Source organism: Microcystis protocystis FBCC-A270 (genome assembly GCF_050500235.1).
GTDB classification, from domain to species: Bacteria; Cyanobacteriota; Cyanobacteriia; order Cyanobacteriales; family Microcystaceae; genus Microcystis; species Microcystis ichthyoblabe_A.
Genome location: NZ_CP191407.1, coordinates 320,192 through 343,990 on the forward strand (window position 1 = coordinate 320,192; position 23,799 = coordinate 343,990).

Sequence of the window (23,799 nt, forward strand, 5' to 3'; positions counted from 1 at the left end):
AGAATAACCCATGTCCATCGACGATCCCCGACAAGTTCGTTTGTTAATTGAGAAAATGGAAGCGAGTTTACCAATCCCTGTGCGTGCAACTCCCGAAACGTTAAAACTAGCTGAAACAAAAGGCGAGCGATACAAACCCGATCACCAGTTTTCGATCGATAAAATTTTCTACACGGGAGACGAGGGGGGAATTATTTGTTTCCTAAAAAATGAATTGGGAAAACAAACGGGTCTTATCTGTTCTTTAACCCATCTACGTATCGATAACTCTCATCCGTTAGCGGCGGATATTCAATCCTACCAGAAAAAGCGATCGATGCGGATTGCACTACAGGATGGCAAAACTGGAAAAGCCCTCCGTATTGCCAAACAAAACCGCCCGAACAAAGGTTTCGGAAAGTAAAAATATATTGACAAAAACCGCAGGTTGGGTTACTGTTACTCCTAACCCACCGCATCCAAGATTGAAAACAGAACCAACCCAATCCCGATCATTCAGGCAAGGTAAAGATGAAAAAACTCTACCCAATAATAACCGCAACTAGCCTAGTTTTTATCGCCTCTCTTGCTGGCTATCATCTACCAGCCACCGGCGATCTATCTCCCGTCAAGAAAATCCCCGTATTCATGCCGGATGATACGAAAGTATCTTTAAAAAATGGCACTTCTCTATCTGGGAGATTAATCAAGTTCGATTCCCAAGCAAAAACGATCGCTTTAGGGAGAGAATCAAAAACAAAAGAAGTGGCAATGAAAGAGATCAAACAGATAGAGTTTCAAGGCAAGGTTATTATCAGAGAATCCCAATCTCTTGTCATTAGTGCAGTAGAAGAAATATTAAATGACGAACAACAACAGAATAGAGCACGCTGGCATGAACCCCTACAGAACTTCAAAATTGTTGATGTTAATGAAGGAAAAGCGGAAGTAACTTTAACCTCGCTAAACCCTCGACAAATAGGATATATATCGGGTGTATTGCATAACAGTTCCTACGTTGTCGAGGAAATTAAGTTCAACCCCTCGGACAAAATTGGGATTCAAGTAAACCGTTGTGTAGCTACTTACCAATATGGGAGGTGCTATGATTGATATATTTACTCAGTCAAAAAACGATGATTAAGTTAAAAGTCACAACGGTAGGGAACTCTATGGGGGTGATTTTCCCGAAAGAGTTGGTGGAGAAGCTGCGCCTTAGTAAAGGCGATATGCTCTACCTCTTGGAAACGCCGAATGGCTTTGAGCTTACACCCTACGACCCCGAATTTGTCCAGCAAATGGAAGTGGCGGAGGAAGTGATGCGCGAAGACTGGAATGTTTTGAGAAAGCTGGCAACTTAGGCTCATGAACCAGCTAATCTGGATAGCTGATGGGGTAGCTCTCGCGATTCATCACCGCCAAATAGCCGAGCATGGTGGATTAGAGGGTATTCGAGATGAGGGGTTGCTAGAAAGCGCACTTTCCCGACCGCAAAATCTTCTGGCTTATTCTGAGTCGCATCCTGACATGGCTTCTTTGGCAGCAGCCTACGCTTATGGGATTGTCAAGAATCACCCTTTTGTAGATGGGAATAAGAGAACGGCCTATGTAGTGACGAGGACTTTTCTGAGGCTCAATGGCTACGATCTTCAAGCTTCTAGTCAAGAAAAATACCAGATATGGATCGATCTTGCTGTTGGTAAGCTTTCAGAGGAAGAATTAGGGACTTGCGCTTTGATAATGTACCTTTTGGGCGAACGCAGTTCGCCCCTACATTGTGGACAAAATCCGTTACTGTAGGGGCGCAAAGCTTGCGCCCTCCGATCGATTGGGATATTATTCCCACGCAAGTCCCTTAGCTGATTGGATTAGGAAACATTTATTAAAGATTCTTCTAATGTCGGGTTAGCGAGGGGAAAAATCATGTCATTGATCAGATCTTCGTACTTAAATAGGACTGTTATCGCATGAAATTTAACAAGGGAGTTGAATATGATTACCTTTGAAAACGCGCTGGAGTTGGTTAGTCAATTACCCAGGGAACAGCAAGAAATGTTAATCGAGTCAGGGGAGAATATCAGGAATTGAGAGCTTGTTCCTGTAGTTATGATTGCCGCATCATTTTCTATTTGGAACGAGACGAAAAAACTCAAACAGATAGGATAGTTTTGATTAACATTGGAACTCATGATGAGGTGTATTAACTAATAACTGATAGCGGAAATAACTATGAATCCCAAATTTTACGCCTTACTTACCCTTTCCCTAGTGGCTACCGTCACCCTACCAGTTGTTAACGGGAAACTCTCCTCTCTCGTCCCTGCGGTAATAGCGCAAAATACGGATGCGAGGAAAGCCTAAAATTGTTAAGTGATGTGAGAAATTCAGGAAATTTTCTGCAATGCCCGACCTTTTTCTCTCCGTAAGCTACAGACGAAAAATGGCAACAGCAGCATCTATCAGTAATTTTTGATGAGCCTCAATTTCACTCTTTGTCCAAGCTGTCTTTGAGCCTATCTCTTGAGTTAATAAAACTGAAGATTTTTGATAGAGCGGTTTTTTAGTAGAAAAATTGTCGTTGCCTCCAATACTATTTTGTGCAGGGTCTAAAATAGTAAGATTGCCAAGAGAATTTTTGAGTTGGTCAAGCTCATTATCTTGGTCAGATTCACTGACGTTACGAGGATATATATGTTCGATCGATGTGCCAGCAAAGTCATATAATCTGCTTTTGTCAAGACATACAGACTCACCACTTGCACCGTCTTTGTACCATTGATAGTAATACTCAATTGTCATTAAAAAATATTTTAGAGGCTTGTTGCTACCACCAGATTCTTGATATTCAAGGGTAACTAGGTTATCCCTGAATTTTTGATCTGATGCCTTTGATTCCATAAGTTTTTGTAGCTCATTTCTGAGATTATTAACATTATAATTATTGGGATTTTTGCGAATATTAAGAGCCTCTTTGGCGTAGATATTTTTAAGCGGTGTTATGTGTTGATTACATACTATTTTATACCGAAAGAATACCTTTTCTAAAATATTAACTATTTCTGAGAATGATTTTTGATTGAGTTCAGATGCTGCCAGTAATAAAGGAATTGATAAAGTATGTCCAAGTTCAACTATAAGAATGTTCAAACGAGTTTTATCCCAACTGGTTAGAGGTTGCCGAAGTTCATACAACCATTCTCCTTTTACCAGTTTTCTACACTTAAAAATGTCTTCGTGAGTCTTTTTTACTACTTGATAAATTTTTTCGGCATCATCTTCTGTAAAATTTTGTTTCTTATGTTGTGGGAAAAATTTATCAAGAAACATATCAAAAACGGCATTCTGTTTTGGTCTATTACCTTGATAAGAATCATAAATCCAATTTAAATAATCAGTTGTGTCGGTTGGTGAATCGGACAGGATATTGTCCCATAATTTTTCTACAGAATCTTGGTTTCTGGAATAGCCTTCGAGAAGTTCCAATGTTTTAGCTCTTAATAAATCTCCATCTGTAAGATTGGTTCCTCGATCATTAATAACTTGAAAAAGTCTAAAAGCATCCTCTCTATTTTCAGTTACCATGTGCAAAATTGTAAAATCATTGTCTAATATATTTTGAATAATTTCGAGATCATCTATCTTGTGGTTCTTCGGTTTGTCTTATGCAATGGACGGGGTTATAAGGAATGAAACCTTTATAGAGACAGACATTGCCGCAATTTTTGTCAATTGTTTGCGATCTGGAGCGAACTAATCAATTAAATCTCTTGCCAGATAAGGATTGAGTCGATTTATGCCCCCCTATCGAACCATACCAAGTCCCGAAGAGCCTATCTTGTTTTCTATTCTGTGATGACCATTGATTATTCTTTGGATTTCATCTAATAAAGTTTTATGTGCAAATGAAATTTTATTGTGTGAGTCTCTTGAGGGAGATGGATTTATATTACGAATCAAGTCTTTATAGAAAGGGCTGTCGGCCGTTGAAAGTGTTAAAACTTCCACAGGGGTTACTTGTCTCTGAATCTCTTGATCGAATTCAATAAATCTGTTTGACAAATCTTGAATACGTTTGTTGATAATTGATACTAAATCATTTTCCCCTGGTGACTGTTTAGCCTCTGATTTTAGGTTCTGATAAGTTTGAATCATACAAGCAACCAACAAAGCAAATGTAGCTATTCTTTGTTGTCCATCAATTATTTCATATTTATGCTGATCAAATGCTCCAACAACAGGGTGTTTGACACTCAGAATGCCACCAAAAAAATGATTTATTGGCGAATCTTGCTTTCTTTTTTCAAAGCAATTAAGTAAATCCTTGATAAAATCTGAGACTGATTCTGATTCCCAGGCATAAGCTCTCTGATATTTAGGAATAAAAAACGTAGATTGACGCTTAAAAAGTACACCGACCGATGTGTATGTGGGTTCAATCTTCATAACTCATCTAAGCCTATAGAACATTTCAGTACAGTATCTAGAACGGGAAAAGAACTAACTGAGCCTATTCAATGCTAACATACCCCAGCAGGCGAAGACAAGTCCTCTGAGGCAATTAATTCGATTATGATGGCTGAATTCTATCAAAATCTCCAGAAAGGAATGAGCAAAAGCGCATCGATGAGAGAGGCAAAATTAAGCCTGATCGAAAAGTATCCCCACCCTTATTTTTGGTCGCTATTTATTTTGATTGGGGCTGCTAATTAGACCTCTTGCATAATTTTTTTATGGTATAATGGAAGGCCTTGCTTTTTTCTCGATTTTTAGATGGAAGTGGAAAAAAGAATAAAATGTAATCTTAGGTCAGGAAATCATCCATACTTTTGCTATGTTTATTAGCAAAAATATGGATTATCAAAACTTATCAGATGAACAGTTCAAACGCCGTTTCGGTGTGTATAAACAAACCTATAGAAAGATGGTAGGATGGTAGAATCAGTAAAAAGTGTTGAAGCCGACTCTAATTCAGTATCTAAAAGCGGACCGAAACCTAAACTATCTATAGAAGAACAAGTTTTAGTAACGTTAGAATATTGGCTCTTCTAGGTTCTGTGTGATAAGTTTAATTGACATTATGATCGATCGATCTTTGTGTCCTTTGTGTCTTTGTGGTTCGTTCCACCCCCTCGCTCTTGAGAAATGTATCTTAGAATACATTTTACCCACCAAAGCTGGGAGAGCCGAATATTGGCGAGAATATAGAACATATTTTCACATTGGTACAAGCGGTCAAATATCAGAATTAACTATAGGCTGTAAATAAGACGGAAAAAATGCTTTCACAATCGGGAAACTTCCGTTTAAAAGGAAAAAAAGCTCTACTAAATCAAGCAGAGATACCGGTCGTAAGGGTAGTGGATGTAACGGAAACTCCCATTGAACGCCCCAAAAAGAAACAGAAAAATTTTTTTTTCAGATAAATAAAAGGTTCTTCGTTACTTGTTATGGTTCGATAGTGCGGCATAAATCCACTAAATCCTTATCTGGCAAGAGATTTAATTGATTTAGTTCGCTCTAGATTGAAAACAATTGACAAAAATCGCCAAATGTTTTTCTCTATAATAGTTTGATTCCTTATAACCCTGTACGTTGCATAAGACAAACCGAAGAACCGTTTTATTTTCCCCCAATATCTTATCATCTAAAATGAAATAGCCCCGGGTGTTAGGAGGAATTTGCCCTATTTCCCAACACCCTAACAACTTAGATAATTAACCCCTTTGTCGAGTATTAATCACCTTACCAGCTGCATTAACTAACTCTAGCTGTAGCGGCATTTGTCCCATAGCGTGAGTGGAACAACTTAAACAGGGATCATAGCAACGAATACCCGCTTCTACGCGGTTTAACATCGCTTCGGGAATTTCACCACCATGGATATAATGTTGGGCGATTTGTTTCACCGTTTGATTCATGGCCAAATTATTATTACCTGTGGCAATAATTAAATTCACCGTTTCAATCAAACCATTTTCATCCACTTTATAATCATGGAATAAAGTACCCCGGGGCGCTTCACTAACTCCCACCCCTTGCAGATTATTAATTCCTGCTTCGGCCCGGCAGCGTTGAGAAACTATATCGGGATCATCGATTAAACGTTCAATCTGTTCTAAACAAGCCAAAATCTCGACTAAACGAGCATAATGATAATAAAAAGAAGAGGTTGCTACACCACCGACCCGATGGCGATATTCGCGTAACTCGATATCCGCTCCCTCCGTGCCAAAATGGGAACAAACATTTAAGCGGGCCAAGGGACCAACTCGATAGATACCATTGGGATAACCGAGGGGTTTATAGTAGGGAAACTTCAAATAAGACCATTTTTCCACTGATTCGCCGATATAATCGCGATAATTGTCTTCGCTCAGGTTATCGGCTACGATATTGCCTTGACTATCGGTAAAACGAATATGACCACCGTAGTGTTCCCACTCGTCCCGTTTACCAACCAATCCCATAAATAGAGAAGGGAAATTACCAAAAGCGGCGATTTCTGTGGTTAAATTGTCCAGAAGTCCTTTAAATAGGTTTAAAGCCGTGTAAAGAGTCGCTTTAGACTCCGGCAGTCGTTCTTTAATCCATTGTCGCCCTTCTTCGCTTAAAGGGGAACGCACACCCCCCGGGACAGACCAAGCGGGGTGAATTTTTTTTGCTCCCAAAAGTTCAATAACTTTCTGTCCAAATTGACGTAAACGGATGCCTGCTCGCGCTAGGTCGGGATCGGCCGCAATTAAACCGAAAACATTCCGTTTAGCGGGGTCACTTTCCCAACCAAGCAGAAAATCGGGACTGCTAAGATGAAAAAAGCTTAAAGCATGGGATTGGGTTAATTGTCCCAAATTCATCAAGCGCCGCAGTTTTTCACCCGCAGGGGGGATTTGCACCGCTAGAATTTTATCGCCGGTTTTGGCGGCACAAAGTAGGTGACTAACGGGGCAAATGCCGCAAATTCGGGCAGTAATTCCCGCCATCTCCCACATCGGCCGTCCCTCGCAGAATTTCTCGAAACCACGATACTCGACCACATGAAAACGCACGTCATCCACTTCCCCCCCATCGTCAAGGAAAATCGAGATCTTGGCATGGCCTTCGATCCGGGTGACGGGATCGATAACGACGGTTTTAGTCATAGTAAGTCCTCATTGTTCAGGAGTTCCACAGAACGGCATTGTGGAGACTGCGATCGAGCTTGGTTTAAACGATAATTTATCCCGATCTCCGCCCTGCTGTTTCTATGATAGTTATTACCCTCCTAGCAATCCTAATTTTTATAACAATTTTTCCCGATTCTCAATCGCGGCTAATTTGGCATTTTGTAACAAATACTACAGAAAATAGTTCGGAAATCCGCAATGATTACATCTCACTTTGCTGGTGTTGATCGGTCATTATATATATAGAAGTCGGTTCTCGGCTGTCAGTCTTCCTCTCAAAGCTGAGGGCGAAAGGGTCGGAAGTCAGCCAAATTGTTTATGACTAATCGGGAAAATCACCTTTTTGTCTTGTAATCTTACCTAACAGTATCAGCGGCACTGCCGAGGATTCGGGAAAAAGCGACCCAAAAACAAGCGATTGTAGTTGATAGTTCTAGGCTGTAATACTTTTGTTCTAAATGTTGGGGGAAAAAGGATAAACCTAACATCATACCAAAGAATGAATTAGCTTTGAACCTTTAGGGGATTGTCTGCGTCTAAAAGCACAGGATACAATCAAAGGAATTCCGAATCGAACTCATACCGACTTCAGATAAGCCAGACTCACCCGCGAGTCGGAATAGTAACAGACTTTTTCTGTGTCAAGGAGTCACCACCAAACCAATGCCCACAGCAAAAACCAACCAAACTCAACCACAGCCCACCCTCAATGCCGATATGGTGCGTACCTATCTGCACGAAATTGGGCGGGTTCCCCTCCTAACTCACGAACAAGAAATTATTTACGGCAAACAAGTCCAACGGATGATGAGCCTGTTAGAAGCGAAAGAAGCACTATCGAAACAATTAGGACGGGAACCACAGCGCTTGGAGTGGGCGGATTCGGTGAATTTAAGCGAAAATGAACTGGATCGCGCCTTGAAAACTGGCGATCGAGCTAAACGGAAAATGATTGAGGCTAACCTCCGCTTGGTAGTTGCGATCGCAAAGAAATATCAAAAGCGGAACATGGAATTCCTCGATCTAATTCAAGAGGGTAGTCTGGGATTAGAAAGAGGTGTAGAGAAATTTGATCCCACCAAAGGTTATAAATTTTCTACCTATGCTTACTGGTGGATTCGACAAGCGATTACCCGTGCGATCGCTCAACAGGCCCGCACCATTCGTTTACCCATCCATATCACCGAAAAACTGAATAAAATCAAAAGAACCCAGCGCGAACTCGCCCAAAAACTGGGAAGAAGTGCCACCCCTGCCGAGATTGCCCTGGAATTAGAGCTAGAACCCGCTCAAATCCGCGAATATCTCAGTATGGCTCGTCAACCCATCTCCCTTGATGTGCGCGTCGGCGATAACCAAGATACGGAATTGTCGGAATTATTGGAAGATAGCGGAGTTTCTCCCGATACCTTCATCACCCAAGAGTTATTACGGCAAGACTTAGCCAATCTCCTGGCCGAATTAACCCCCCAACAACGGGAAGTGATTACTCTCCGTTTCGGTTTAACCGATGGCAAGGAGTTATCCCTAGCCAAAATCGGTCAGAGAATGAACATCAGTCGGGAACGGGTGCGACAATTAGAACACCAGGCCCTGGCTCATTTACGCCGTCGCCGGGCCAACGTCAAGGAATATATTGTCGCTAGTTAGTAAGATTAGCAAATAACCAAGAAGGAGAGTTCAAGCTCTCTTTTTTTTGGGTTTAATTAATATAGAATCCCGATTAGTTTTCACCTGTGGCAGTTCCGTCATGACTAGATCAACAGAAACAGCGACCCCAACACTATACGAAGAAGATTTTTATCTCTGGCTAAAAACCACGGCAGAACAATTAAAAAAAGGCCAGTTTGCCGAGGTGGATTTAGACAATTTAATTGAGGAGATTGAATCGATGGGGAGAAGTGAAAGACACGCGCTCAAAAGTCTTTTAACTCGTCTCCTAGAACATTTACTCAAATTAACTTACTGGCAATCGGAAAGAGACCGGAATGGTAATCATTGGAATGGAGAAATCAATAATTTTCGGGCAGAAATTCAAGATTTACTGGAGGATAGCCCTAGTTTAAAGCCCTATCTTCGGGAGATTTTTGAGCCATCCTACCATACAGCTTTAGAGGCCGTCCGGAAAAAAATGGGTTTATCCCCCGGCGGTTTACCCAGTCAGATAATTTTTAATCTCGAACAGGTTTTAGATCATCAATGGCTGCCGATCGATTGGGAATAAACTATTGACTATCTAATACTAAATCTGGTTATTAAAGACTGATTATTTATTCCCCCTTTTGCCTCTTGCCTATTGCATGAGTGCCTGTCCTGATAAGTAGCCTATATTCAACGGATTTAGTATAAATTACTCCTTGATCGCTAAACAGTCATCAGTGAACTGAAAACTCAAATCTGATAACTGATAACTGATAACTGATAACTGATAACTGATCTGGTTTTACTCAAGCAATTTCTTCAGCAGGGCATCCACTTCCTCCAGGCCAGATTGATTATTTTTCAGCACATAAACCGCTCGCGCTTGCTTAAAAGCTTCCTCCGCCTCTCTTTTTCGTCCTCGGCCCGCGTAGGCCCGACCGAGATTAAGATAGACATCAGCGTTATTGGGGGCGATTTCGGCCAAATCTTGATAGGCGATAATTGCTGCAAGATAATCTTTTCTGGCCAGATGGATGCGACCGATTCCCGCTTGTGCTTCCAACGATTGGGGTTCTAGGAAAACAGCCCGACGATAAAAGGGGAGAGCCTCGTCAAAACGCTCTTGTTTTTCGAGTAAAATCCCTATTTTTAGCTGAATTAAAAAATTTCCTGCACTTTGTCGCTCTATTTCCTTTAAAATTTGGGTTCCACCATTTAAATCGCCCTGTTTGAGCAAAAGGCTGGCCAGTTGCAATCTTAATTCACTATTGTTAGGGAATCTTTGCAGGGATTTTTGGAGAAAATCGAAGGCTTCGCTGCTTTTATTCTGTTCGATCAAGGCTTTACCCATGATTTCGTGGGCTTGCTGATTATTGGGGTCGAGAGCTAAAATCCATTGGTAAACTTCGCCCGCTTTTGCATAGTTTTTTTGCCGTAATAATACCACCCCTAAACCGAGGTAGTGTTGGACGTTTTTCGGTTCTATTTGGATAGCGTAGTAGTAAGAAGTGGCTGCATTGTCGTAATCGCCGATATTAGCCAAACTATAACCGAGAGCATGGAAAAAGTCGGGATTACTCGGATCGAGACTTAAAGCTTTTTGGTATGCTTGGGCGGCGGCGTTATAATCCCCTTGCCGCGTTTGTAAAAAGCCGATCCCAGAGAAAATTTTGGCATTATTGCCATCAAGGGCGGCGGCCTGCTCGTAAATGGCTATAGCTTCCCCATAATTGCCATTTTTGACCAATTGCCGCGCTTGACGCAGTAGTTCGTTAACCTGTGAATCCTTGCTCACGATTGCCCCCGCCGGATTATCAGCGATCGCAATTGAGGCAGAGAAACAGCCCCCCGCAAGGAGACTGACGAGCAAGATTAAACGGGTAAATTGTTCCATCGCTTTACCTTTGTTAACGATTCTTAATTAAAGTTTATTGTAAATGGTATTGACAAAAATCAACTATTCTGCATCACCCTTGGACGAGATTATTGCGGGCCTCTTGGGCAACTTGGGCGCTTTTATCGCTGGTTAACTGGGTCAAAACAGCGATCGCATCTTCCCCCCCTAAGCGGCCTAAAGCTTGAGCAAGACGATAGCGCAGTTGCCAGTCATCATCATTAGCCAAGGGAACGAGTAAAGAGACGGCGCGAGGGTCGCCTAGTTCCCCAAAAGCGCTAACGGCGGCCGTTTTTACCAGTTCATTATCGGAGTTTAGGGCGATTTCGAGCAGTTCAAAGCCCCGGGGTTCCCCCAATTCGCCCAAAGCTGCCACAATGCTAAATTGAATTAACCAGTCGCTGGATTGTTCATAGACGGCCACCAGATCATCGTAGGCTGCCGTTAATTTTAACCCCCCGATCGCATCGGCCGCGGCTGCTTTCACGTCCGCTTCGGGATCATTTAACAAGCGATCGCGTAGAATAGTTAAGGCCAGATCGAGATTCTGACGACCGAGGATATCTAGCTGACTTACCGCCGAATAACGCACCCTAGCGTTACTATCGTTAATTAAAGGCTGTAACATCTCGAAGGCGATTTCTGGGGCTAAATAACGCAGTTGATTAACTCCCGATAAGCGATCGCCATAATCATCGGAATCGAGCAGCCGTTGCACGGATTCAGGGGAATAATTCATAATTTGATGACACCCTTAACAATTGGACTGGTATTAATTGTCCCATGAATAGTTATCGAATCCTGACTATCTTGATCATGTTTAGTTCCCCGGTTTTTTGGGGCTGTAGTCCCCCCTCTCCCCCTAAAAAAGAACCGACGGCTAAGATAATCATTTCTCCTTCTCCCAGTCCGATTATTCCCCCATCAGACATTAAGGCTGCTAATCGTTATCGTCAATTGGGATTACAGTATCGTCAACAGGGAGATTTTATCAAAAGTATTGAGGCTTTAAAAAAATCGGTACAGTTAAACCCCAATCATCTAGACGGGAGAGTAATTTTAGGCTGGACACAACACCTAGCTAAACAACCTTTAGCGGCACAAACAACTCTCGAAGAAACGATTAAAATTGCTCCCGATCATGTGGCTGCTTATAATGCTTTGGGTATTGTTTATCTTGTCGGTGGTCATCTTGAAAAAGCCGTAGTCACTCATACTAAAGCCGCTAGTTTAAAACCCGATAATGAAATCGCCTACTATAATTTATCCCTCGCCTATCATCGCCTAAAAGATTTTGATTCAGCTATTACTAACGCTAAAAAAGCAGTTAAATTAGAGCCGAATAATCCCCATCCTCTTGTGGCTTTGGCAATGATTTATTTAGATCAAGGTGATAGTAAAAAAGCGCGGGATACCTACAAAAAGGCTAGGGATTTAGACGGTCGTTATCGACAACAATGGTTTCTGGCACATCTGAAGGAAGCGGGTTTTAGTCAGGAGCAAATTAAATTAGTCGAAAAGTTACTATCTGGTTAGATTTAAAAATTATTATTTCCCCTTAAGATGCCTGTCGATGTCCCAGTTTTAGGAAAATAGTTTCTAAATCTTCGCGGCAAGTATAAAACTCCCTTAAGGCCAGGCCAGAAACGACTAAAGATTTCAACAATTCGGCACTATCTTCTAGGGTTCCTGTAAATTTAACTCGGAGAGTATTAGTATTAATAATTCTTTGCCAACTTTCCACAAAAACACATTGTTCAAGAGCGGTTTCTAAGGCTTCTAAATTGCCTAGAGTCGTAATCTGCAAGTATTGACCAGCTAGACGTTGATTTAATTCCTCTAAAGAGGTACTTTCCACTAGATAACCTAATTCCATTATACCCACAGAAGTACAAAGTTCCGCTAAATCACTAAGGACATGGGAGGAAATTAAAATAGTCATACCTGCCGATTGTAAGACTTTAATAATCTCACGAAATTGTAGGCGAGCGATCGGGTCTAATCCAGAAACCGGTTCATCGAGAAGTAAAATTAAAGGTTCATGGATAATCGTTCGGGCTAAACTTAAACGTTGTTTCATCCCCCGGGATAAAGTAGCGATCAAATTATGACTTTTATTGGTTAATTGTACCAGTTCTAGAACCTCATAAATGCGGCGATGACGTTGGGAGCGAGGGATATGATAAAGACGGGCAAAATAATCCAGATAATTCCAGACATTTAGGTCATCGTAGAGGGGAAAATTATCGGGTAGATAACCTAAATTTCTTTTGAGACGGGGATTACTCTCATCTCTTAAAAGACGTTCTCCGTGCAGATATATTTCTCCCGTTGTCGGTTCTTCCGCTGCCGCTAACATCCTAATTAAAGTGGTTTTTCCCGCTCCATTTGGACCGATTAACCCGTAAACTTCCCCTGCTTCAATCTGTAAATCTACTTGATTAACAGCCCCATGGCGGTCAAATTGTTTGGTTAAACCAACGGTAGCAATGGCTAATTCGGGTGCGTTCATAAAGTTTTTTAGTTAGGTTCTGAGGGTGACTCGCTAACCAAGAATACAGGGTTTATCTCCCATGACTTCCGCTGGTTGTTGTTAAATTGTTTAAGTCTTAATATCTTCTCAATTTTTTGATAATTGACCACTGTTACATTTGGTAAATCGAGGAGTTGATTAAAATTTATCCAGATAACCCACCTCCTATTCTGTATTGATATTATAACATCCTCACACAGAACCTAGAAGAGCCGCCTTATCTTCTGAGTATTCACAATTGATCGGTAAATACCTTGTATAAGAAGAGTCCAGGCGAAAAAAAGCCAAAAAGTAGCGGAATGTATAGCGCGGCACTACATCTCAGAAAAAACATCCTACAATGGAGACAAGAATAATCGGAGATCAATGGGGGTGAACGTCATGTTAGTGATTTTAACCGACGAACACATTCTCGATACGGGTTCTGTGTGTCAGGGCTGTCTTTTAGCCAACCAGCAGGGGCAACCCCGGTGGCGAGAGGGTAAACTAGGCTGTGGTCATTCCCTAGGCAAAGGGGGCAGCCAACAGCCCAATCTCTACGAGTGTCAGATGGGCTTTACAATTGCTAATATTGAAGGCTAATCGAACCTACTAAAGGATCAACCTAGAGTTGAATTAGGGGGGTTTGCTTGGGACTCCGAGGAGAGAATCAAGGCTATTGCTCATCCCCAATTCAGCTTAGATACAATGACAATAATGGCTAAGGGTTTTGTAGCATTGATCGTAGGCTTTTTGGGCTTGGGTTAAAACATCGTCGGAAATTTCTATATCTAATTTTCTGGCTTGTTTAATAATTTTACCCGCTCTGATATTCTCGGAAGAATCGCCTAGCCCACGAATGCCAGTAGTGTTTAAAACTCGATATTCTTCAGAAAATCCCGTTTTAGTATCGAGATGACTCTGTAAACTATTAAAGACCAATTGACTTTGGTTTAATAGTTGATCGTGGGTGATAAGTAAACTCTTTTCTTGACTGTTAATTAATCGGGCATAACTTTCTAAGGTGGCTAAACGACCAGTATAATAACCCAGGGCTTGCTGCTCATTGTGATGGGGTTTAATATCTAGAATACTAGCTAAAGTGCGCTTCGGTTCTCGTAGTAAAAATATGGTCTTAACCGCATCAGATTGCAAAAAACTATGATCTAAAAACTTCTCATCGTGAAGAACTTTATCTAAAATATATTTATGATTCATGTTTAAATCTTTCAAACGCCAGTGGAGTCTAAACATTAAAGTTTTAAAATCCTGTTCACTCTCATAAACCAGATGAGTTTCGCCAAAACCGATAATTTCAGGATTAGAATTGAGGATATGGGTCAATAAAGACGAACCCGATCGCATATGGCTAAGAATAAATAAAACCTGATAGGGTTGGGGACGAAAGAGAATTTTATAAGGGTCTTTGGGTATATCAATGCGTGCCTGAAAATACTTATAAGTTAAACGATGGGCTAAACCCTGCCAAGATTGGGGTAAGCGATCGAGGGCTATAGTCATAGGTTAATCAGGAATTGCGTCAATTTGTCGCTAAGATTCCCCTATAATGTATCCCATTTAAGACCCAAATAAAAGTGAGGTTTATACAAAATGGGATTGCCAAGTTGTTAGCTCTGGTTTTTTACAGCGCGAACCAATGTCTGGTTTATGATCAACCAGCAATTCTCATTTTGAAACGATTTTGCGTTGTTTCAGCGATCTAGAGATTCGTTAAGAATTATTAACCCCTCTAGGTGCAAGGGTTTTAATGTCATGAAACCTTAAAATGAGAATTGCTGAATAATAATCCCTACTCCGTCGTTGTGCAAAATGGTGTTATTTATGCCACCGATGCGGGGGGAAATTCCTTGCTCAGAGTTGATGGCAACGGCGATATAAAAGTGATCGCTGCTTTTCCCGTTCCCTCAGTTACACCACCACCCTTTATTCCTAATTTAAAGTCAACTTCTTTGTAACCGTTCGGGGGGAGACGAAATCTGGCAATCTGAGAGATATCGCTCTTGGAGGGACTCTGGCAAAAGTCTTACAGTCTCTAAACTCTAGCTCTCTTATGGGGTAAACCTTCAAGCTATCGCTAACTAACAGAAACCGGAAATTTGAGTTTTTATTAGAAAAAAAGTTAGCGATCATTTGTCAAGCAAGGGTTTCAGAATCTGGATTCGGTCAGGGATTTCCGAAAGTTCCAGAAGATCGATAATGACTCTACTAGCCTCAAGATAGCAAAAAACCCGGCGGGAAAATCTCCCCACCGGGTCAAAAAGGCAAAAGTAAAGAATTATTTCTGATCAGCCTTTTTGCTTGACTTATCACCCATTTTGTACTTACGCAAGAAGCGATCGACCCGGCCCTCCGTATCAATCATCTTCTGGGTTCCCGTATAAAAAGGATGATTACCAGACCAAACCTCCACATGAATTTCTGGTTTGGTCGAACCCACCGTCATCACCACTTCACCATTACAGATCACCTTAGCTTCCGGATACCAAGTAGGATGAATTTTTTTCGGCATAATAAACCTCTCTATTAACCTAACGTTTCGAGTATTGAGGCGCTTTACGCGCTTTGTGAAGACCGTATTTTTTCCGTTCCTTCGCCCGGGGATCCCGAGTCAGATAACCTTCACTCTTGAGGGGAGGACGATTTTCCGGGGCCAATTGACATAAAGCTCTAGCGACACCCAATTTCACCGCGTCCGCTTGGCCGGTCAAACCACCGCCCTCGGCCTTAACGATGATATCATACTCGTTTTCCAGTCCCAAAGTCTCCAGAGGAGCCTTAATCGTCTGGATATAGGTGGGAATGCGGTTAAAGTGGGTTTCCCCATCGCGACCGTTAACGGTAATTGCCCCCGTCCCCGGCACGAGACGCACGGAAGCGACCGCCGATTTGCGTCGTCCCGTTCCCCAATAAACTACCTTATTTTTACTGTCCGTGGCTTGCATTGACTTAATTTCCTCCTGCGGGAATCGTATTAATCGCTAAAACTTCCGGTTGTTGTGCCTGATGGGGATGTTCCGCACCGGCATAAACTTTCAGTTTCGTGAACAATTTCCGACCTAAGCTATTTTTCGGGAGCATTCCCTTAACAGCGTGTTCGATAATCCGTTCGGGAATGCGTTTTTGCAGTTTATCGAAGCTTTCTACCTTCATACCACCCGGTCTGCCGGAGTCGCGGCGATAAACTTTCTGTTGGCGTTTTTTGCCCGTTACCGTCACTTTTTCGGCGTTAATAACAATGACAAAATCCCCCGTATCCAGATGGGGGGTGAAGGTGGCCTTATTTTTGCCCCGTAGAATCATCGCGATTTCGGTGGCCAGACGACCTAGACGCTGATCGGCCGCATCAATGACGTACCATTTCTGCTCTAGAGTCTCTAAATTTGGTAGCGGTGTTTTGTTCATGGTCAGTTTGCCTTGCTTTACAAAAATAAACTTTGAATCTCTATGCTCGGAAATAATAAAGAGGCTGAGTCTCGCACCAGACGCTATCGGCAAAGGGAAAATCGGCGTAACCCACCCGCAGTAAACATAGTCCTTTAGCTGGTGCGGCGTATTTGACCAATTCTCGGCGCTGATTGACCCAGATGTCGGTAAAGTTTTCTAGCGATCGCTCACCAGTTCCCACCTCTACCAACATTCCCACCAATAGCCGCACCATCCCGTACAAAAAGCCATTGGCTTGAATTTCCATCTGTATAAACGGCCCTTGACGATAGCATTCCACCCCCTGTACTTCTACCCAAGAATGGTCACGGCTAGAGTTGGCACGGTGAAAGGCGGCCAGATGGTGCTTACCCAATAGGGGGGCCAGGGCCCTGGCCATCAAATCGGCATCGAGGGGACGATGGTAGTAGTGCCAACTAAAGGGGCTAACAAAGAGATTGGGGATGGGGTCGGTATAGAGGGTGTAACGATAACGTCGCCAGAGGGCCGAGAAACGGGCGTGCCAGCGATCGGGAACCTGGGCCGAGGCCCGAATGACGATATCGTCATCTAGCCGAGCATTGAGAACCTTGGCCCAATGGGCAGCTGGGATCGGACTTTGCTGCTGGAAATGGGCAACTTGGGCGGCGGCGTGAACACCGCTATCGGTACGTCCGGCCCCGTGCAGAGTGACAGCATGACCGAGAATATCGGCCAGAGCCTTCTCGATTTCCTCCTGCACGCTCCTGTGATGGGGTTGCCGTTGCCAGCCGTGGAAATTAGTTCCCACATACTGGATAACTAGGGCGATCCGCGACTGGGGGCAAGCTGTCATCGTTACATCAGTTCGATAATCGCCATGGGGGCATTATCCCCGCGACGGCGCAGGGTACGCACGACCCGGGTATAACCGCCGTTACGGTTGCCATAACGGGCTTGTGCGCCTTCAAAGAGGGCGTGAACCAGTTGTTTGTCGTAGATGTAGCCCATGGCTTGGCGACGGGCGCTCAGGGAACCGTCTTTAGCTAGGGTGATAATGTGGTCTACCTCTGCTCGCACCGCTTTCGCTTTCGCTAGGGTGGTGGTGATCTGACCATGTAGAATTAGCTGGGTGGCTAAGCTGCGCAGCAGTGCCTTTCTTTGGTCAGCCGGCAGACCCAATTGAGGCACTTTACACCGATGTCTCATGGTATTTTCCTGGAATTGGGTTTACTTGCTTTTTTCTTGGGGTAGGGTGATGCCTAACCGTTTTTGTAGGGCTTCAATGACTTCTTCAGCCGATTTCTGCCCAAAGTTTTTGATTTCTAAGAGATCTTCTTGGCTGTAATCGAGGAGGTCGGCTACGGTGTTGATCTGCGCTCGCTTCAGGCAATTGTAGGCGCGCACGGATAATTGTAGTTCCTCGATCGGAATTTGGTTTTCTTGGTTGATCTCTTGGTCGTCAAAGTTACCGGAGGATTCGAGGGCGTTGAGATCCTTGAGCGGGTTAAAGAGATTAACCAGCATATCGGCCGCTTGGGAAAGGGCTTCTTTGGGGTTAATGCTCCCGTTTGTCCAAATTTCTAAGAGCAGACGATCTCTAGCTTGACCGCTTTCGGAACGGATATCTTCGACGCTGTAGTTGACTTTGGTTACGGGCATAAAGATAGAGTCGATTTGCAGAAAGTCGAGCGAAGTGGCTTCTTCTTTACTGCGATCAATTGCCCGGTAGCCTTTGCCTTTTTCCACGCGAAATTCCATCTCTAGCTTGGCCCCTTCGGCTAGGGTGGCGACGTACTGATTGCGATCAACTATCTCGATTTCTGAGGGTAAATCGAATTGTGCCGCCACTACTGTCGCCGGCCCAGTTGCCACTAAACGCCCGATCTGGGTTTGATTGGTGTAGCTTTTCAGAATGATTTCTTTCATGTTGAGCATGAGTTCCATCACGTCCTCGCGTACCCCCTCGACGGTGGCAAATTCGTGATTGACTCCCGCGATCCGCAGGGCCGTCACGGCCGCCCCTTCCAGATTGGAAATGAGAATCCGTCTCAGGGCATTACCTACGGTTGTACCCTGGCCTCTTTCCAGAGGCTCTAGTACAAATTTACTGTACTGACTCTGATTCTTGTAAGTTTTTGCTTCTACACACTCGATTTGAAATTGCGCCACCGATTGACCTCCCTTGTTCAGTTATCAGTTATCAGTTATCAGTTATCAGTTTTCTTTGGCTTTCAGCCTTTAGCTTTTTGCTCAGATGGTCTTTGACGACCCGATTCTGCTGCTGATGCGCTCAAAGCTAACGGCTGTCGGCCTCAAGATCCCTGTCACCTGAAAAAGCTGTTCACTGTTTACACTCTCCGGCGTTTGGGAGGACGACAACCATTGTGGGGGATGGGAGTCACGTCCCGGATCAGGGTGATTTCTAATCCTGCTCCTTGCAGGGCCCGGATTGCGGTTTCCCGTCCTGCCCCGGGGCCACTAACCATCACTTCTAGTTGACGCATTCCCTGTTCGATCGCTCGGCGGGCGGCGTTATCGGCGGCGGTTTGGGCGGCGAAGGGGGTTCCTTTTTTGGCTCCTTTAAAACCACTCGATCCCGCCGATGCCCAAGAGATCACATCGCCTTTGGTATCGGCGATCGTGACAATGGTATTGTTGAAGGTCGATTGAATGTGAGCGACTCCGGTAGGAATATTTTTTTTCTGTTTTTTCGGTCCGGTTTTTTTGGTTGGTCGCGCCATAGTTTTTCTTGATTGGGGGATATCGCAATGAATAAAAAATTATTTCTTGGAGGGGGCTTTTTTCTTCCCTGCCACTGTCACCCGACGACCGCGACGGGTCCGCGCATTGGTTCGCGTCCGTTGCCCGCGCACGGGTAATCCTAGCCGATGCCGACGACCTCGATAGGTGCCGATATCGGCGAGGCGTTTGATGTTCATCGCCTCCCAGCGTCTCAAATCCCCCTCGATTTGATAATTTGTCTCGATATAAGTCCGTAGCGCCGCCACGTCTTCATCGCTGAGATCCTTGACCCGAGTGTCAGGGTTAACACCCGTCGCGGATAAGACTTCTTGGGAACGCGATAGACCCACTCCGTAGAGGTAGGTCAGGGCGATTTCCACACGCTTATCGCGAGGTAGGTCTACACCAGCTATCCTTGCCACGCTTTTTTTTTCTCCCTATGAACGATTTTTTTTCCAAAAACGACTACAATTAACGGTAACGATTCTCTGCCCCAAGACAGTGACTTTGGTTGATTAACCTTGTCTCTGCTTGTGTTTGGGGTTAGAACAAATTACCATGACTCGACCGCGCCGACGGATGACGCGGCACTTTTCGCACATTTTTTTGACAGACGCTCTAACTTTCATGCCTAACTATTTTGGCAACACTGCAAGCTTATTATTATATCAGATTTCTTTTACTCGTGTCACCTATTTTTTTTAAATAAATTTGGCTGCTTATTAGGCTTTTTGGCTTCTCTGCCCCTATTTATCGCTATTTTTTTTGATTTTTCAGGCGATAGGTAATTCTGCCTTTGGTTAGGTCGTAGGGTGTGAGTTCCACTTTTACTCGATCGCCAGGGAGGATTTTGATATAATTACGGCGGATTTTGCCGGATATGTGAGCTAAGACGTTGAAACCGTTATCTAAATCCACCCTAAACATGGCGTTGGGCAAAGATTCGGTGACGGTTCCTTCCATTTCGATGAGATCTTGTTTAGACAAAGTTAATTCCTCAATTTCACTGGGGACAATTTATTTAATGATTCGGAGCTCTCTTGGGTTTGGTGGTTAAAATGTATTCTAAGATACATTCCTCCCAGCGGGGGGGTGGAACGAACCACAAAGACACAAAGGACACAAAGATTGATCGATCATATAGTAAGTTAAACTTATCACACAGAACCTAGTAGGAGAGCCGATTCGGCAGCAGCAACCGTGCTGTCACCACAGTTCCCCCAGTATAGCTTATCAGTGATCAGATGTGAGTTTTCAGTTCACAGCAAAAAAGCGCCCCATCTTCCCTCTCCCATCTCCTGACTCCAGTCTCCACCCCCATCTCCCCACTACTAGGCAGTATTGTAAAGTTTTGTAAAAAATATATGCAAATGACTGCAAACAACTGCTAATATGGTTAGTACAAGTTTACGTTGCAGTTCACATGAAACTATCAGATTATGCTAAGAAAAAAGGGATCAGTTATGATACTGCTTGGAGAATGTGGAATCGAGGGCAGTTACAAGGAGAACGTCTTCCTACAGGAACAATTATTATTTTTGAAGATGACCGTTCTTGCGGTGAAAATAAAGTAGCTATTTATGGGCGAGTTTCTAGTTCAGAAAATAAATCTAACTTAGAGACTCAGGCAAAAAGATTGGAAGCTTATTGTATTGCGAAAGGCTATCAAATTGTTCGAGTAGTTAAAGAAGTAGGAAGTGGAGTCAATGCTCATCGAAAGCTATTATTAAAACTTCTAGAACAAACTGATTATAATTTGATTGTCGTAGAACATAAAGATCGTTTAAGCAGAGTAGGGTTTAATTATCTGAAAGTTCTTTTAACTCAAACAAATAGAGATCTAGAGGTCGTTAATCTAGCAGAAGAAAGAAAAGACGATTTAATGCAAGACTTCCTGAGCATAATTACCTCATTTTGCGCTCGATTATACTCATTAAGACGACGAAATAGAAAGACAGAGTGTTTAATTAAATGCCTTGAGGAGAATGATGAAATTAGTTCAAAAACATCTAATTAAATTTAATCACAAAAATTATTCAGTAATTGATAAATTAGGATTTTTATCGAAGAATCTGTATAATTGTGCTGTTTATTTAAACCGTCAAGTTTTCTTTTCACATCAACCATTTTTAACAATGACTGAGTTACATCATGCCTTAAAAATGAGTCCAGATTATCAAGCCTTACCGGCCAAAGTAAGTCAGTTAGTATTAAAGCAAGTAGAAAAAACCTTTAAATCCTACCAAAAAGCGAAAGAACAATACAAAAAATCGCCAGATAAATTTACAGGAGAGCCTAAGTTGCCAAGATACAAAGACAAGGAAAAAGGTAGAAACGTTTTAACTTATAACTATCAAGCCATTTCTAAAAAAGCGTTGAAGCAAGGTTTAATCAAGCTATCAGGGACTAATTTAGAATTTAAAACTAATTTAAAGGAAGTTTTAGAGGTCAGGATTATTCCTAAATTGGGTGCTTATTGTTTAGAGATTGTCTATGAACAACCATCCTCATCAAGTCAAGAGGGAGAAAGATATGCTTTTATCGATTTAGGCTTAAATAACCTAGCTGCTGTTACCTCTAATATTCCCGAATTTCAGCCAACTTTAGTATGTGGAAAAGCCTTAAAATCCTGCAATCAAAAGTACAACAAGACACTAGCTAAACTCAAATCGGAATTACCCAGTCTCCAGAAGACCAGTAAAAGAATACAAGGTTTAACTTTAAAGCGTAATTGCCAGGTGGATTATTACCTCCACACCGCTAGTAAATATATTATTGATAAATTACTAGCTCATCAAATTAACCTTTTAGTTATTGGTCATAATCAAGGCTGGAAACAAAACATTAATATTGGAGATAGAAATAACCAGTCCTTCGTAAATATTCCTCATTCAAGGTTTATCGAACAACTTACCTATAAAGCAAATTTAGTAGGAATAGAGGTCAAAACAACTAATGAAAGCTATACCTCTAAATGTAGTTTCTTGGACTTAGAGTCTATTCAAAAGCAAAAAAGCTATTTAGGCAAGAGAATTAAAAGAGGACTATTCAGAAGCTCGTCGGGTTATTTCTATGGAGCAGATATTAATGGTTCCTTAAATATTGGAAGAAAGGTAGTCGGAGAGGCCGCCTTTAGCGGGAATCCGATAGAGAGGTTCGTAGTTAACCCAGTACGGGTCAAAGCGTACAAAGCTAATTCTAGATGCAATATTTGCGTACAGAATTAGTAACTATTAGGGAGTAATATTTAGATAATCAACAGCTTAACATTGCCGTCTTTTCACTGATTACTGATTACTGATTACTGATTACTGTTCCCTGAAAAGCTAGATTACTCTACGACAATTCGCCATTCATGGAGTTCGTATTCCACACAACCATTCTCGATTAAAGGATCGCGAACTATAATTGCTTGGGCTTCCTCAAGAGAATCGGCCTTAAATAATAACATTCCGCCGCCCCTTTCTGCCCAATAACCAGTTTTTGCTGCTCGTCCTTGGCTAATTAAATCACGCACATAGTCCTTATGGGCGCTGACATAGCGATCGAAGGTAGTTTTATCAACAATGCCTTTTTCTATCTTGACAAACCAGGGCATAAATTCTCAGGAGGCTAGGACTGATTAACAATCATATAATTATACCGATTAATCTTGGCCGTCGAGGGTGCAATATAACAGAGATATACAATTAGCTAGAGTTGTGGAAGACTGCTAGAATCGAGGTGACAGCTTTATTTCTGTAGCTTTGCTTGCTTCCATGAATCAACCCCAGGGATCTCTATTTTTTATCGCACTTTTGCCGCCGCCAGAAGTACAGGAAATTGCCACAAAAATCAAGTTAGAGTTTGCAGAAATTTACAATAGTCGCGCTGCCCTGAAATCGCCTCCCCACGTCACTCTCCAACCCCCTTTCCGGTGGAATTTAGAACAATTACCGGATTTAGAAAGATGTTTAGAGGAATTTGCCCGCTTGCACGCTCCTATTCCCCTGATTCTCCAGAATTTTGCCGCCTTTAAACCGCGAGTCATTTATATTAATGTCCAGAAAACCCCAGAATTATTAACCCTGCAAAAACGGCTTTTACAGCAGCTAGAATCTTCCCTGAATATCATTGATAATGCCTCAAAAAGCCGAGCTTTTTCGCCCCATTTAACCGTTGGCTTCCGAGATTTAACTAAAGATAATTTCTGGAAAGCTTGGTCAAAATATGCTAATCAAGAGCTATTTTTTGAGGTGATGATCGATCAAATTACCCTCCTAATTCATAACGGTAAGCGCTGGGAAATTTATCGGGAATTTTCTCTATAATCCAGACCCTTGCAGGTTTCTATCTACAGAGGAAGGGGTTCTAGTGGTAAAATAGGAGAGAGCAGTTTTTAAAGCTTAATTTCTGGCTTTTTTGCGATATTTTAACCTATAGAGCCATTTTACTGCGACTCC

Annotated in this window: 32 protein-coding genes and 2 pseudogenes; 16 read left to right on the forward strand and 18 right to left on the reverse strand. The window is 42.6% G+C overall.

The window, feature by feature from the left end:
- Nucleotides 1-10 precede the first annotated feature (10 nt).
- The 5 genes from ACQY1X_RS01555 (at nucleotide 11) to ACQY1X_RS01575 (ending at nucleotide 2,340) form a co-directional block, all read left to right on the forward strand.
- Entirely contained in the window at nucleotides 11-403 is a 393-nt protein-coding gene (locus ACQY1X_RS01555; protein ID WP_004162137.1) for a hypothetical protein, read from the forward strand.
- 107 nt (nucleotides 404-510) lie between these two features.
- A complete protein-coding gene (locus tag ACQY1X_RS01560; RefSeq protein WP_430015301.1) occupies nucleotides 511-1,092 on the forward strand; it encodes a hypothetical protein in 582 nt (193 codons plus the stop codon).
- A gap of 23 nt (nucleotides 1,093-1,115) precedes the next feature.
- Nucleotides 1,116-1,340, forward strand: coding sequence for an AbrB/MazE/SpoVT family DNA-binding domain-containing protein (locus tag ACQY1X_RS01565; RefSeq protein WP_080600713.1), 225 nt, complete (start codon nucleotides 1,116-1,118; stop codon nucleotides 1,338-1,340).
- Between the two features lie 4 nt (nucleotides 1,341-1,344).
- Entirely contained in the window at nucleotides 1,345-1,779 is a 435-nt protein-coding gene (locus ACQY1X_RS01570) for a type II toxin-antitoxin system death-on-curing family toxin (RefSeq protein ID WP_430015302.1), read from the forward strand.
- 429 nt (nucleotides 1,780-2,208) lie between these two features.
- Nucleotides 2,209-2,340, forward strand: coding sequence for a hypothetical protein (locus ACQY1X_RS01575; protein WP_265578834.1), 132 nt, complete (start codon nucleotides 2,209-2,211; stop codon nucleotides 2,338-2,340).
- A 66-nt stretch (nucleotides 2,341-2,406) separates the two neighbouring features.
- Here the strand turns inward: ACQY1X_RS01575 and ACQY1X_RS01580 are convergent, their stop codons facing one another.
- Nucleotides 2,407-3,561 (reverse strand): HNH endonuclease family protein, encoded by a 1,155-nt coding sequence (locus ACQY1X_RS01580; protein ID WP_430013833.1) that lies wholly within the window; start codon nucleotides 3,559-3,561, stop codon nucleotides 2,407-2,409.
- A gap of 219 nt (nucleotides 3,562-3,780) precedes the next feature.
- Nucleotides 3,781-4,422, reverse strand: coding sequence for a DUF262 domain-containing protein (locus tag ACQY1X_RS01585; protein ID WP_430015303.1), 642 nt, complete (start codon nucleotides 4,420-4,422; stop codon nucleotides 3,781-3,783).
- Nucleotides 4,423-4,551: 129 nt separating this feature from the next.
- On the opposite strand from ACQY1X_RS01585, the gene ACQY1X_RS01590 reads away from it, so the two are divergent.
- The 3 genes and pseudogenes from ACQY1X_RS01590 to ACQY1X_RS01600 all read left to right on the forward strand — a co-directional run.
- Nucleotides 4,552-4,689, forward strand: a complete 138-nt coding sequence (locus tag ACQY1X_RS01590) for a CHAT domain-containing protein (protein WP_430014633.1) — start codon at nucleotides 4,552-4,554, stop codon at nucleotides 4,687-4,689.
- 121 nt (nucleotides 4,690-4,810) lie between these two features.
- A pseudogene (locus tag ACQY1X_RS01595) lies at nucleotides 4,811-5,010 on the forward strand (IS5/IS1182 family transposase); the annotation flags it as partial.
- Between the two features lie 154 nt (nucleotides 5,011-5,164).
- Nucleotides 5,165-5,393 (forward strand): annotated as a pseudogene (locus tag ACQY1X_RS01600) (IS5/IS1182 family transposase); the annotation flags it as partial.
- Nucleotides 5,394-5,693: 300 nt separating this feature from the next.
- On the opposite strand, the gene ACQY1X_RS01605 reads toward ACQY1X_RS01600, so the two are convergent.
- Nucleotides 5,694-7,118 (reverse strand): Ni/Fe hydrogenase subunit alpha, encoded by a 1,425-nt coding sequence (locus ACQY1X_RS01605; RefSeq protein WP_271936289.1) that lies wholly within the window; start codon nucleotides 7,116-7,118, stop codon nucleotides 5,694-5,696.
- A gap of 687 nt (nucleotides 7,119-7,805) precedes the next feature.
- Between ACQY1X_RS01605 and ACQY1X_RS01610 the strand changes: the two genes are divergently transcribed.
- Together ACQY1X_RS01610 and ACQY1X_RS01615 are read left to right on the forward strand one after the other, a co-directional pair.
- Nucleotides 7,806-8,792 (forward strand): RNA polymerase sigma factor, RpoD/SigA family, encoded by a 987-nt coding sequence (locus ACQY1X_RS01610; protein WP_002737778.1) that lies wholly within the window; start codon nucleotides 7,806-7,808, stop codon nucleotides 8,790-8,792.
- 100 nt (nucleotides 8,793-8,892) lie between these two features.
- The gene (locus ACQY1X_RS01615; protein ID WP_002737830.1) at nucleotides 8,893-9,366 is read left to right on the forward strand and encodes a DUF29 domain-containing protein; all 474 of its coding nucleotides are present in this window, start codon (nucleotides 8,893-8,895) and stop codon (nucleotides 9,364-9,366) included.
- Nucleotides 9,367-9,585: 219 nt separating this feature from the next.
- On the opposite strand, the gene ACQY1X_RS01620 is transcribed toward ACQY1X_RS01615, so the two are convergent.
- Complete coding sequence (locus tag ACQY1X_RS01620; protein WP_024971237.1) at nucleotides 9,586-10,677, reverse strand: tetratricopeptide repeat protein; 1,092 nt, start codon at nucleotides 10,675-10,677, stop codon at nucleotides 9,586-9,588.
- A gap of 73 nt (nucleotides 10,678-10,750) precedes the next feature.
- On the reverse strand, nucleotides 10,751-11,416 hold the full coding sequence (gene nblB / locus ACQY1X_RS01625) for a phycobilisome degradation protein NblB (RefSeq protein ID WP_004162148.1): 666 nt from the start codon (nucleotides 11,414-11,416) through the stop codon (nucleotides 10,751-10,753).
- A gap of 44 nt (nucleotides 11,417-11,460) precedes the next feature.
- On the opposite strand from nblB, the gene ACQY1X_RS01630 reads away from it, so the two are divergent.
- Nucleotides 11,461-12,213: a tetratricopeptide repeat protein gene (locus tag ACQY1X_RS01630; protein WP_430013837.1), complete on the forward strand. Its 753-nt coding sequence runs from the start codon at nucleotides 11,461-11,463 to the stop codon at nucleotides 12,211-12,213.
- A gap of 22 nt (nucleotides 12,214-12,235) precedes the next feature.
- On the opposite strand, the gene ACQY1X_RS01635 is transcribed toward ACQY1X_RS01630, so the two are convergent.
- Nucleotides 12,236-13,189 (reverse strand): ABC transporter ATP-binding protein, encoded by a 954-nt coding sequence (locus tag ACQY1X_RS01635; protein ID WP_103113343.1) that lies wholly within the window; start codon nucleotides 13,187-13,189, stop codon nucleotides 12,236-12,238.
- A gap of 402 nt (nucleotides 13,190-13,591) precedes the next feature.
- Between ACQY1X_RS01635 and ACQY1X_RS01640 the strand changes: the two genes are divergently transcribed.
- On the forward strand, nucleotides 13,592-13,792 hold the full coding sequence (locus tag ACQY1X_RS01640; protein ID WP_002735656.1) for a hypothetical protein: 201 nt from the start codon (nucleotides 13,592-13,594) through the stop codon (nucleotides 13,790-13,792).
- A 96-nt stretch (nucleotides 13,793-13,888) separates the two neighbouring features.
- Here ACQY1X_RS01640 and ACQY1X_RS01645 read toward each other — a convergent pair whose 3' ends face one another.
- Nucleotides 13,889-14,710: a sulfotransferase gene (locus ACQY1X_RS01645; RefSeq protein ID WP_130758081.1), complete on the reverse strand. Its 822-nt coding sequence runs from the start codon at nucleotides 14,708-14,710 to the stop codon at nucleotides 13,889-13,891.
- A 272-nt stretch (nucleotides 14,711-14,982) separates the two neighbouring features.
- On the opposite strand from ACQY1X_RS01645, the gene ACQY1X_RS01650 reads away from it, so the two are divergent.
- Nucleotides 14,983-15,165, forward strand: coding sequence for a hypothetical protein (locus tag ACQY1X_RS01650; RefSeq protein WP_002746279.1), 183 nt, complete (start codon nucleotides 14,983-14,985; stop codon nucleotides 15,163-15,165).
- Between the two features lie 320 nt (nucleotides 15,166-15,485).
- Here the strand turns inward: ACQY1X_RS01650 and rpmE are convergent, their stop codons facing one another.
- From rpmE to infA, 10 genes are all read right to left on the reverse strand, one after another.
- Nucleotides 15,486-15,719, reverse strand: coding sequence for a 50S ribosomal protein L31 (gene rpmE / locus ACQY1X_RS01655; protein ID WP_002735793.1), 234 nt, complete (start codon nucleotides 15,717-15,719; stop codon nucleotides 15,486-15,488).
- A 19-nt stretch (nucleotides 15,720-15,738) separates the two neighbouring features.
- Complete coding sequence (rpsI, locus tag ACQY1X_RS01660) at nucleotides 15,739-16,152, reverse strand: 30S ribosomal protein S9 (protein ID WP_002737094.1); 414 nt, start codon at nucleotides 16,150-16,152, stop codon at nucleotides 15,739-15,741.
- Nucleotides 16,153-16,156: 4 nt separating this feature from the next.
- A complete protein-coding gene (gene rplM, locus ACQY1X_RS01665; RefSeq protein WP_002735375.1) occupies nucleotides 16,157-16,612 on the reverse strand; it encodes a 50S ribosomal protein L13 in 456 nt (151 codons plus the stop codon).
- 40 nt (nucleotides 16,613-16,652) lie between these two features.
- On the reverse strand, nucleotides 16,653-17,468 hold the full coding sequence (gene truA / locus ACQY1X_RS01670; protein WP_016514326.1) for a tRNA pseudouridine(38-40) synthase TruA: 816 nt from the start codon (nucleotides 17,466-17,468) through the stop codon (nucleotides 16,653-16,655).
- A gap of 2 nt (nucleotides 17,469-17,470) precedes the next feature.
- Nucleotides 17,471-17,821 (reverse strand): 50S ribosomal protein L17, encoded by a 351-nt coding sequence (gene rplQ / locus ACQY1X_RS01675; RefSeq protein ID WP_002760055.1) that lies wholly within the window; start codon nucleotides 17,819-17,821, stop codon nucleotides 17,471-17,473.
- Between the two features lie 21 nt (nucleotides 17,822-17,842).
- The gene (locus ACQY1X_RS01680) at nucleotides 17,843-18,784 is read right to left on the reverse strand and encodes a DNA-directed RNA polymerase subunit alpha (protein WP_002737965.1); all 942 of its coding nucleotides are present in this window, start codon (nucleotides 18,782-18,784) and stop codon (nucleotides 17,843-17,845) included.
- 179 nt (nucleotides 18,785-18,963) lie between these two features.
- Nucleotides 18,964-19,356 carry a 30S ribosomal protein S11 gene (gene rpsK, locus ACQY1X_RS01685; RefSeq protein WP_002735413.1) on the reverse strand — a complete coding sequence of 131 codons (393 nt, stop codon included), beginning with the start codon at nucleotides 19,354-19,356 and terminating at the stop codon, nucleotides 18,964-18,966.
- 39 nt (nucleotides 19,357-19,395) lie between these two features.
- Entirely contained in the window at nucleotides 19,396-19,779 is a 384-nt protein-coding gene (gene rpsM, locus ACQY1X_RS01690; RefSeq protein ID WP_002735415.1) for a 30S ribosomal protein S13, read from the reverse strand.
- A 93-nt stretch (nucleotides 19,780-19,872) separates the two neighbouring features.
- On the reverse strand, nucleotides 19,873-19,986 hold the full coding sequence (gene rpmJ / locus ACQY1X_RS01695) for a 50S ribosomal protein L36 (protein ID WP_012593611.1): 114 nt from the start codon (nucleotides 19,984-19,986) through the stop codon (nucleotides 19,873-19,875).
- A 127-nt stretch (nucleotides 19,987-20,113) separates the two neighbouring features.
- Nucleotides 20,114-20,344 (reverse strand): translation initiation factor IF-1, encoded by a 231-nt coding sequence (gene infA, locus ACQY1X_RS01700; RefSeq protein WP_002737109.1) that lies wholly within the window; start codon nucleotides 20,342-20,344, stop codon nucleotides 20,114-20,116.
- A gap of 436 nt (nucleotides 20,345-20,780) precedes the next feature.
- On the opposite strand from infA, the gene ACQY1X_RS01705 reads away from it, so the two are divergent.
- Nucleotides 20,781-21,374 (forward strand): IS607 family transposase, encoded by a 594-nt coding sequence (locus tag ACQY1X_RS01705; protein ID WP_430013838.1) that lies wholly within the window; start codon nucleotides 20,781-20,783, stop codon nucleotides 21,372-21,374.
- Nucleotides 21,346-22,584, forward strand: a complete 1,239-nt coding sequence (locus ACQY1X_RS01710; protein WP_046661938.1) for an RNA-guided endonuclease InsQ/TnpB family protein — start codon at nucleotides 21,346-21,348, stop codon at nucleotides 22,582-22,584. Before ACQY1X_RS01705 ends, ACQY1X_RS01710 begins: the two co-directional genes overlap by 29 nt.
- A 104-nt stretch (nucleotides 22,585-22,688) precedes the next feature.
- Here ACQY1X_RS01710 and ACQY1X_RS01715 read toward each other — a convergent pair whose 3' ends face one another.
- Nucleotides 22,689-22,955: a YciI family protein gene (locus ACQY1X_RS01715; RefSeq protein WP_002736524.1), complete on the reverse strand. Its 267-nt coding sequence runs from the start codon at nucleotides 22,953-22,955 to the stop codon at nucleotides 22,689-22,691.
- A gap of 160 nt (nucleotides 22,956-23,115) precedes the next feature.
- Here ACQY1X_RS01715 and ACQY1X_RS01720 point away from each other — a divergent pair, with 160 nt between their 5' ends.
- Complete coding sequence (locus tag ACQY1X_RS01720; protein WP_002776116.1) at nucleotides 23,116-23,667, forward strand: 2'-5' RNA ligase family protein; 552 nt, start codon at nucleotides 23,116-23,118, stop codon at nucleotides 23,665-23,667.
- Nucleotides 23,668-23,799: the final 132 nt, after the last annotated feature.

Bases quoted from the DNA above. Each gene is read 5' to 3' on its own strand.
- rplQ (WP_002760055.1), bottom strand. From the start codon at position 17,821: ATGAGACATCGGTGTAAAGTGCCTCAATTGGGTCTGCCGGCTGACCAA.
- rpsI (WP_002737094.1), bottom strand. From the start codon at position 16,152: ATGCAAGCCACGGACAGTAAAAATAAGGTAGTTTATTGGGGAACGGGA.
- ACQY1X_RS01645 (WP_130758081.1), bottom strand. From the start codon at position 14,710: ATGACTATAGCCCTCGATCGCTTACCCCAATCTTGGCAGGGTTTAGCC.
- rpsK (WP_002735413.1), bottom strand. From the start codon at position 19,356: ATGGCGCGACCAACCAAAAAAACCGGACCGAAAAAACAGAAAAAAAAT.
- ACQY1X_RS01715 (WP_002736524.1), bottom strand. From the start codon at position 22,955: ATGCCCTGGTTTGTCAAGATAGAAAAAGGCATTGTTGATAAAACTACC.
- ACQY1X_RS01590 (WP_430014633.1), top strand. From the start codon at position 4,552: ATGGCTGAATTCTATCAAAATCTCCAGAAAGGAATGAGCAAAAGCGCA.
- ACQY1X_RS01565 (WP_080600713.1), top strand. From the start codon at position 1,116: ATGATTAAGTTAAAAGTCACAACGGTAGGGAACTCTATGGGGGTGATT.
- ACQY1X_RS01640 (WP_002735656.1), top strand. From the start codon at position 13,592: ATGTTAGTGATTTTAACCGACGAACACATTCTCGATACGGGTTCTGTG.
- rplM (WP_002735375.1), bottom strand. From the start codon at position 16,612: ATGAACAAAACACCGCTACCAAATTTAGAGACTCTAGAGCAGAAATGG.
- ACQY1X_RS01610 (WP_002737778.1), top strand. From the start codon at position 7,806: ATGCCCACAGCAAAAACCAACCAAACTCAACCACAGCCCACCCTCAAT.
- ACQY1X_RS01605 (WP_271936289.1), bottom strand. From the start codon at position 7,118: ATGACTAAAACCGTCGTTATCGATCCCGTCACCCGGATCGAAGGCCAT.
- ACQY1X_RS01555 (WP_004162137.1), top strand. From the start codon at position 11: ATGTCCATCGACGATCCCCGACAAGTTCGTTTGTTAATTGAGAAAATG.
- ACQY1X_RS01710 (WP_046661938.1), top strand. From the start codon at position 21,346: ATGAAATTAGTTCAAAAACATCTAATTAAATTTAATCACAAAAATTAT.
- ACQY1X_RS01615 (WP_002737830.1), top strand. From the start codon at position 8,893: ATGACTAGATCAACAGAAACAGCGACCCCAACACTATACGAAGAAGAT.
- ACQY1X_RS01560 (WP_430015301.1), top strand. From the start codon at position 511: ATGAAAAAACTCTACCCAATAATAACCGCAACTAGCCTAGTTTTTATC.
- ACQY1X_RS01580 (WP_430013833.1), bottom strand. From the start codon at position 3,561: ATGGTAACTGAAAATAGAGAGGATGCTTTTAGACTTTTTCAAGTTATT.
- rpmJ (WP_012593611.1), bottom strand. From the start codon at position 19,986: ATGAAAGTTAGAGCGTCTGTCAAAAAAATGTGCGAAAAGTGCCGCGTC.
- truA (WP_016514326.1), bottom strand. From the start codon at position 17,468: ATGACAGCTTGCCCCCAGTCGCGGATCGCCCTAGTTATCCAGTATGTG.
- ACQY1X_RS01720 (WP_002776116.1), top strand. From the start codon at position 23,116: ATGAATCAACCCCAGGGATCTCTATTTTTTATCGCACTTTTGCCGCCG.
- ACQY1X_RS01575 (WP_265578834.1), top strand. From the start codon at position 2,209: ATGAATCCCAAATTTTACGCCTTACTTACCCTTTCCCTAGTGGCTACC.
- rpmE (WP_002735793.1), bottom strand. From the start codon at position 15,719: ATGCCGAAAAAAATTCATCCTACTTGGTATCCGGAAGCTAAGGTGATC.
- ACQY1X_RS01620 (WP_024971237.1), bottom strand. From the start codon at position 10,677: ATGGAACAATTTACCCGTTTAATCTTGCTCGTCAGTCTCCTTGCGGGG.
- ACQY1X_RS01630 (WP_430013837.1), top strand. From the start codon at position 11,461: ATGAATAGTTATCGAATCCTGACTATCTTGATCATGTTTAGTTCCCCG.
- ACQY1X_RS01570 (WP_430015302.1), top strand. From the start codon at position 1,345: ATGAACCAGCTAATCTGGATAGCTGATGGGGTAGCTCTCGCGATTCAT.
- ACQY1X_RS01635 (WP_103113343.1), bottom strand. From the start codon at position 13,189: ATGAACGCACCCGAATTAGCCATTGCTACCGTTGGTTTAACCAAACAA.
- ACQY1X_RS01705 (WP_430013838.1), top strand. From the start codon at position 20,781: ATGAAACTATCAGATTATGCTAAGAAAAAAGGGATCAGTTATGATACT.
- nblB (WP_004162148.1), bottom strand. From the start codon at position 11,416: ATGAATTATTCCCCTGAATCCGTGCAACGGCTGCTCGATTCCGATGAT.
- ACQY1X_RS01585 (WP_430015303.1), bottom strand. From the start codon at position 4,422: ATGAAGATTGAACCCACATACACATCGGTCGGTGTACTTTTTAAGCGT.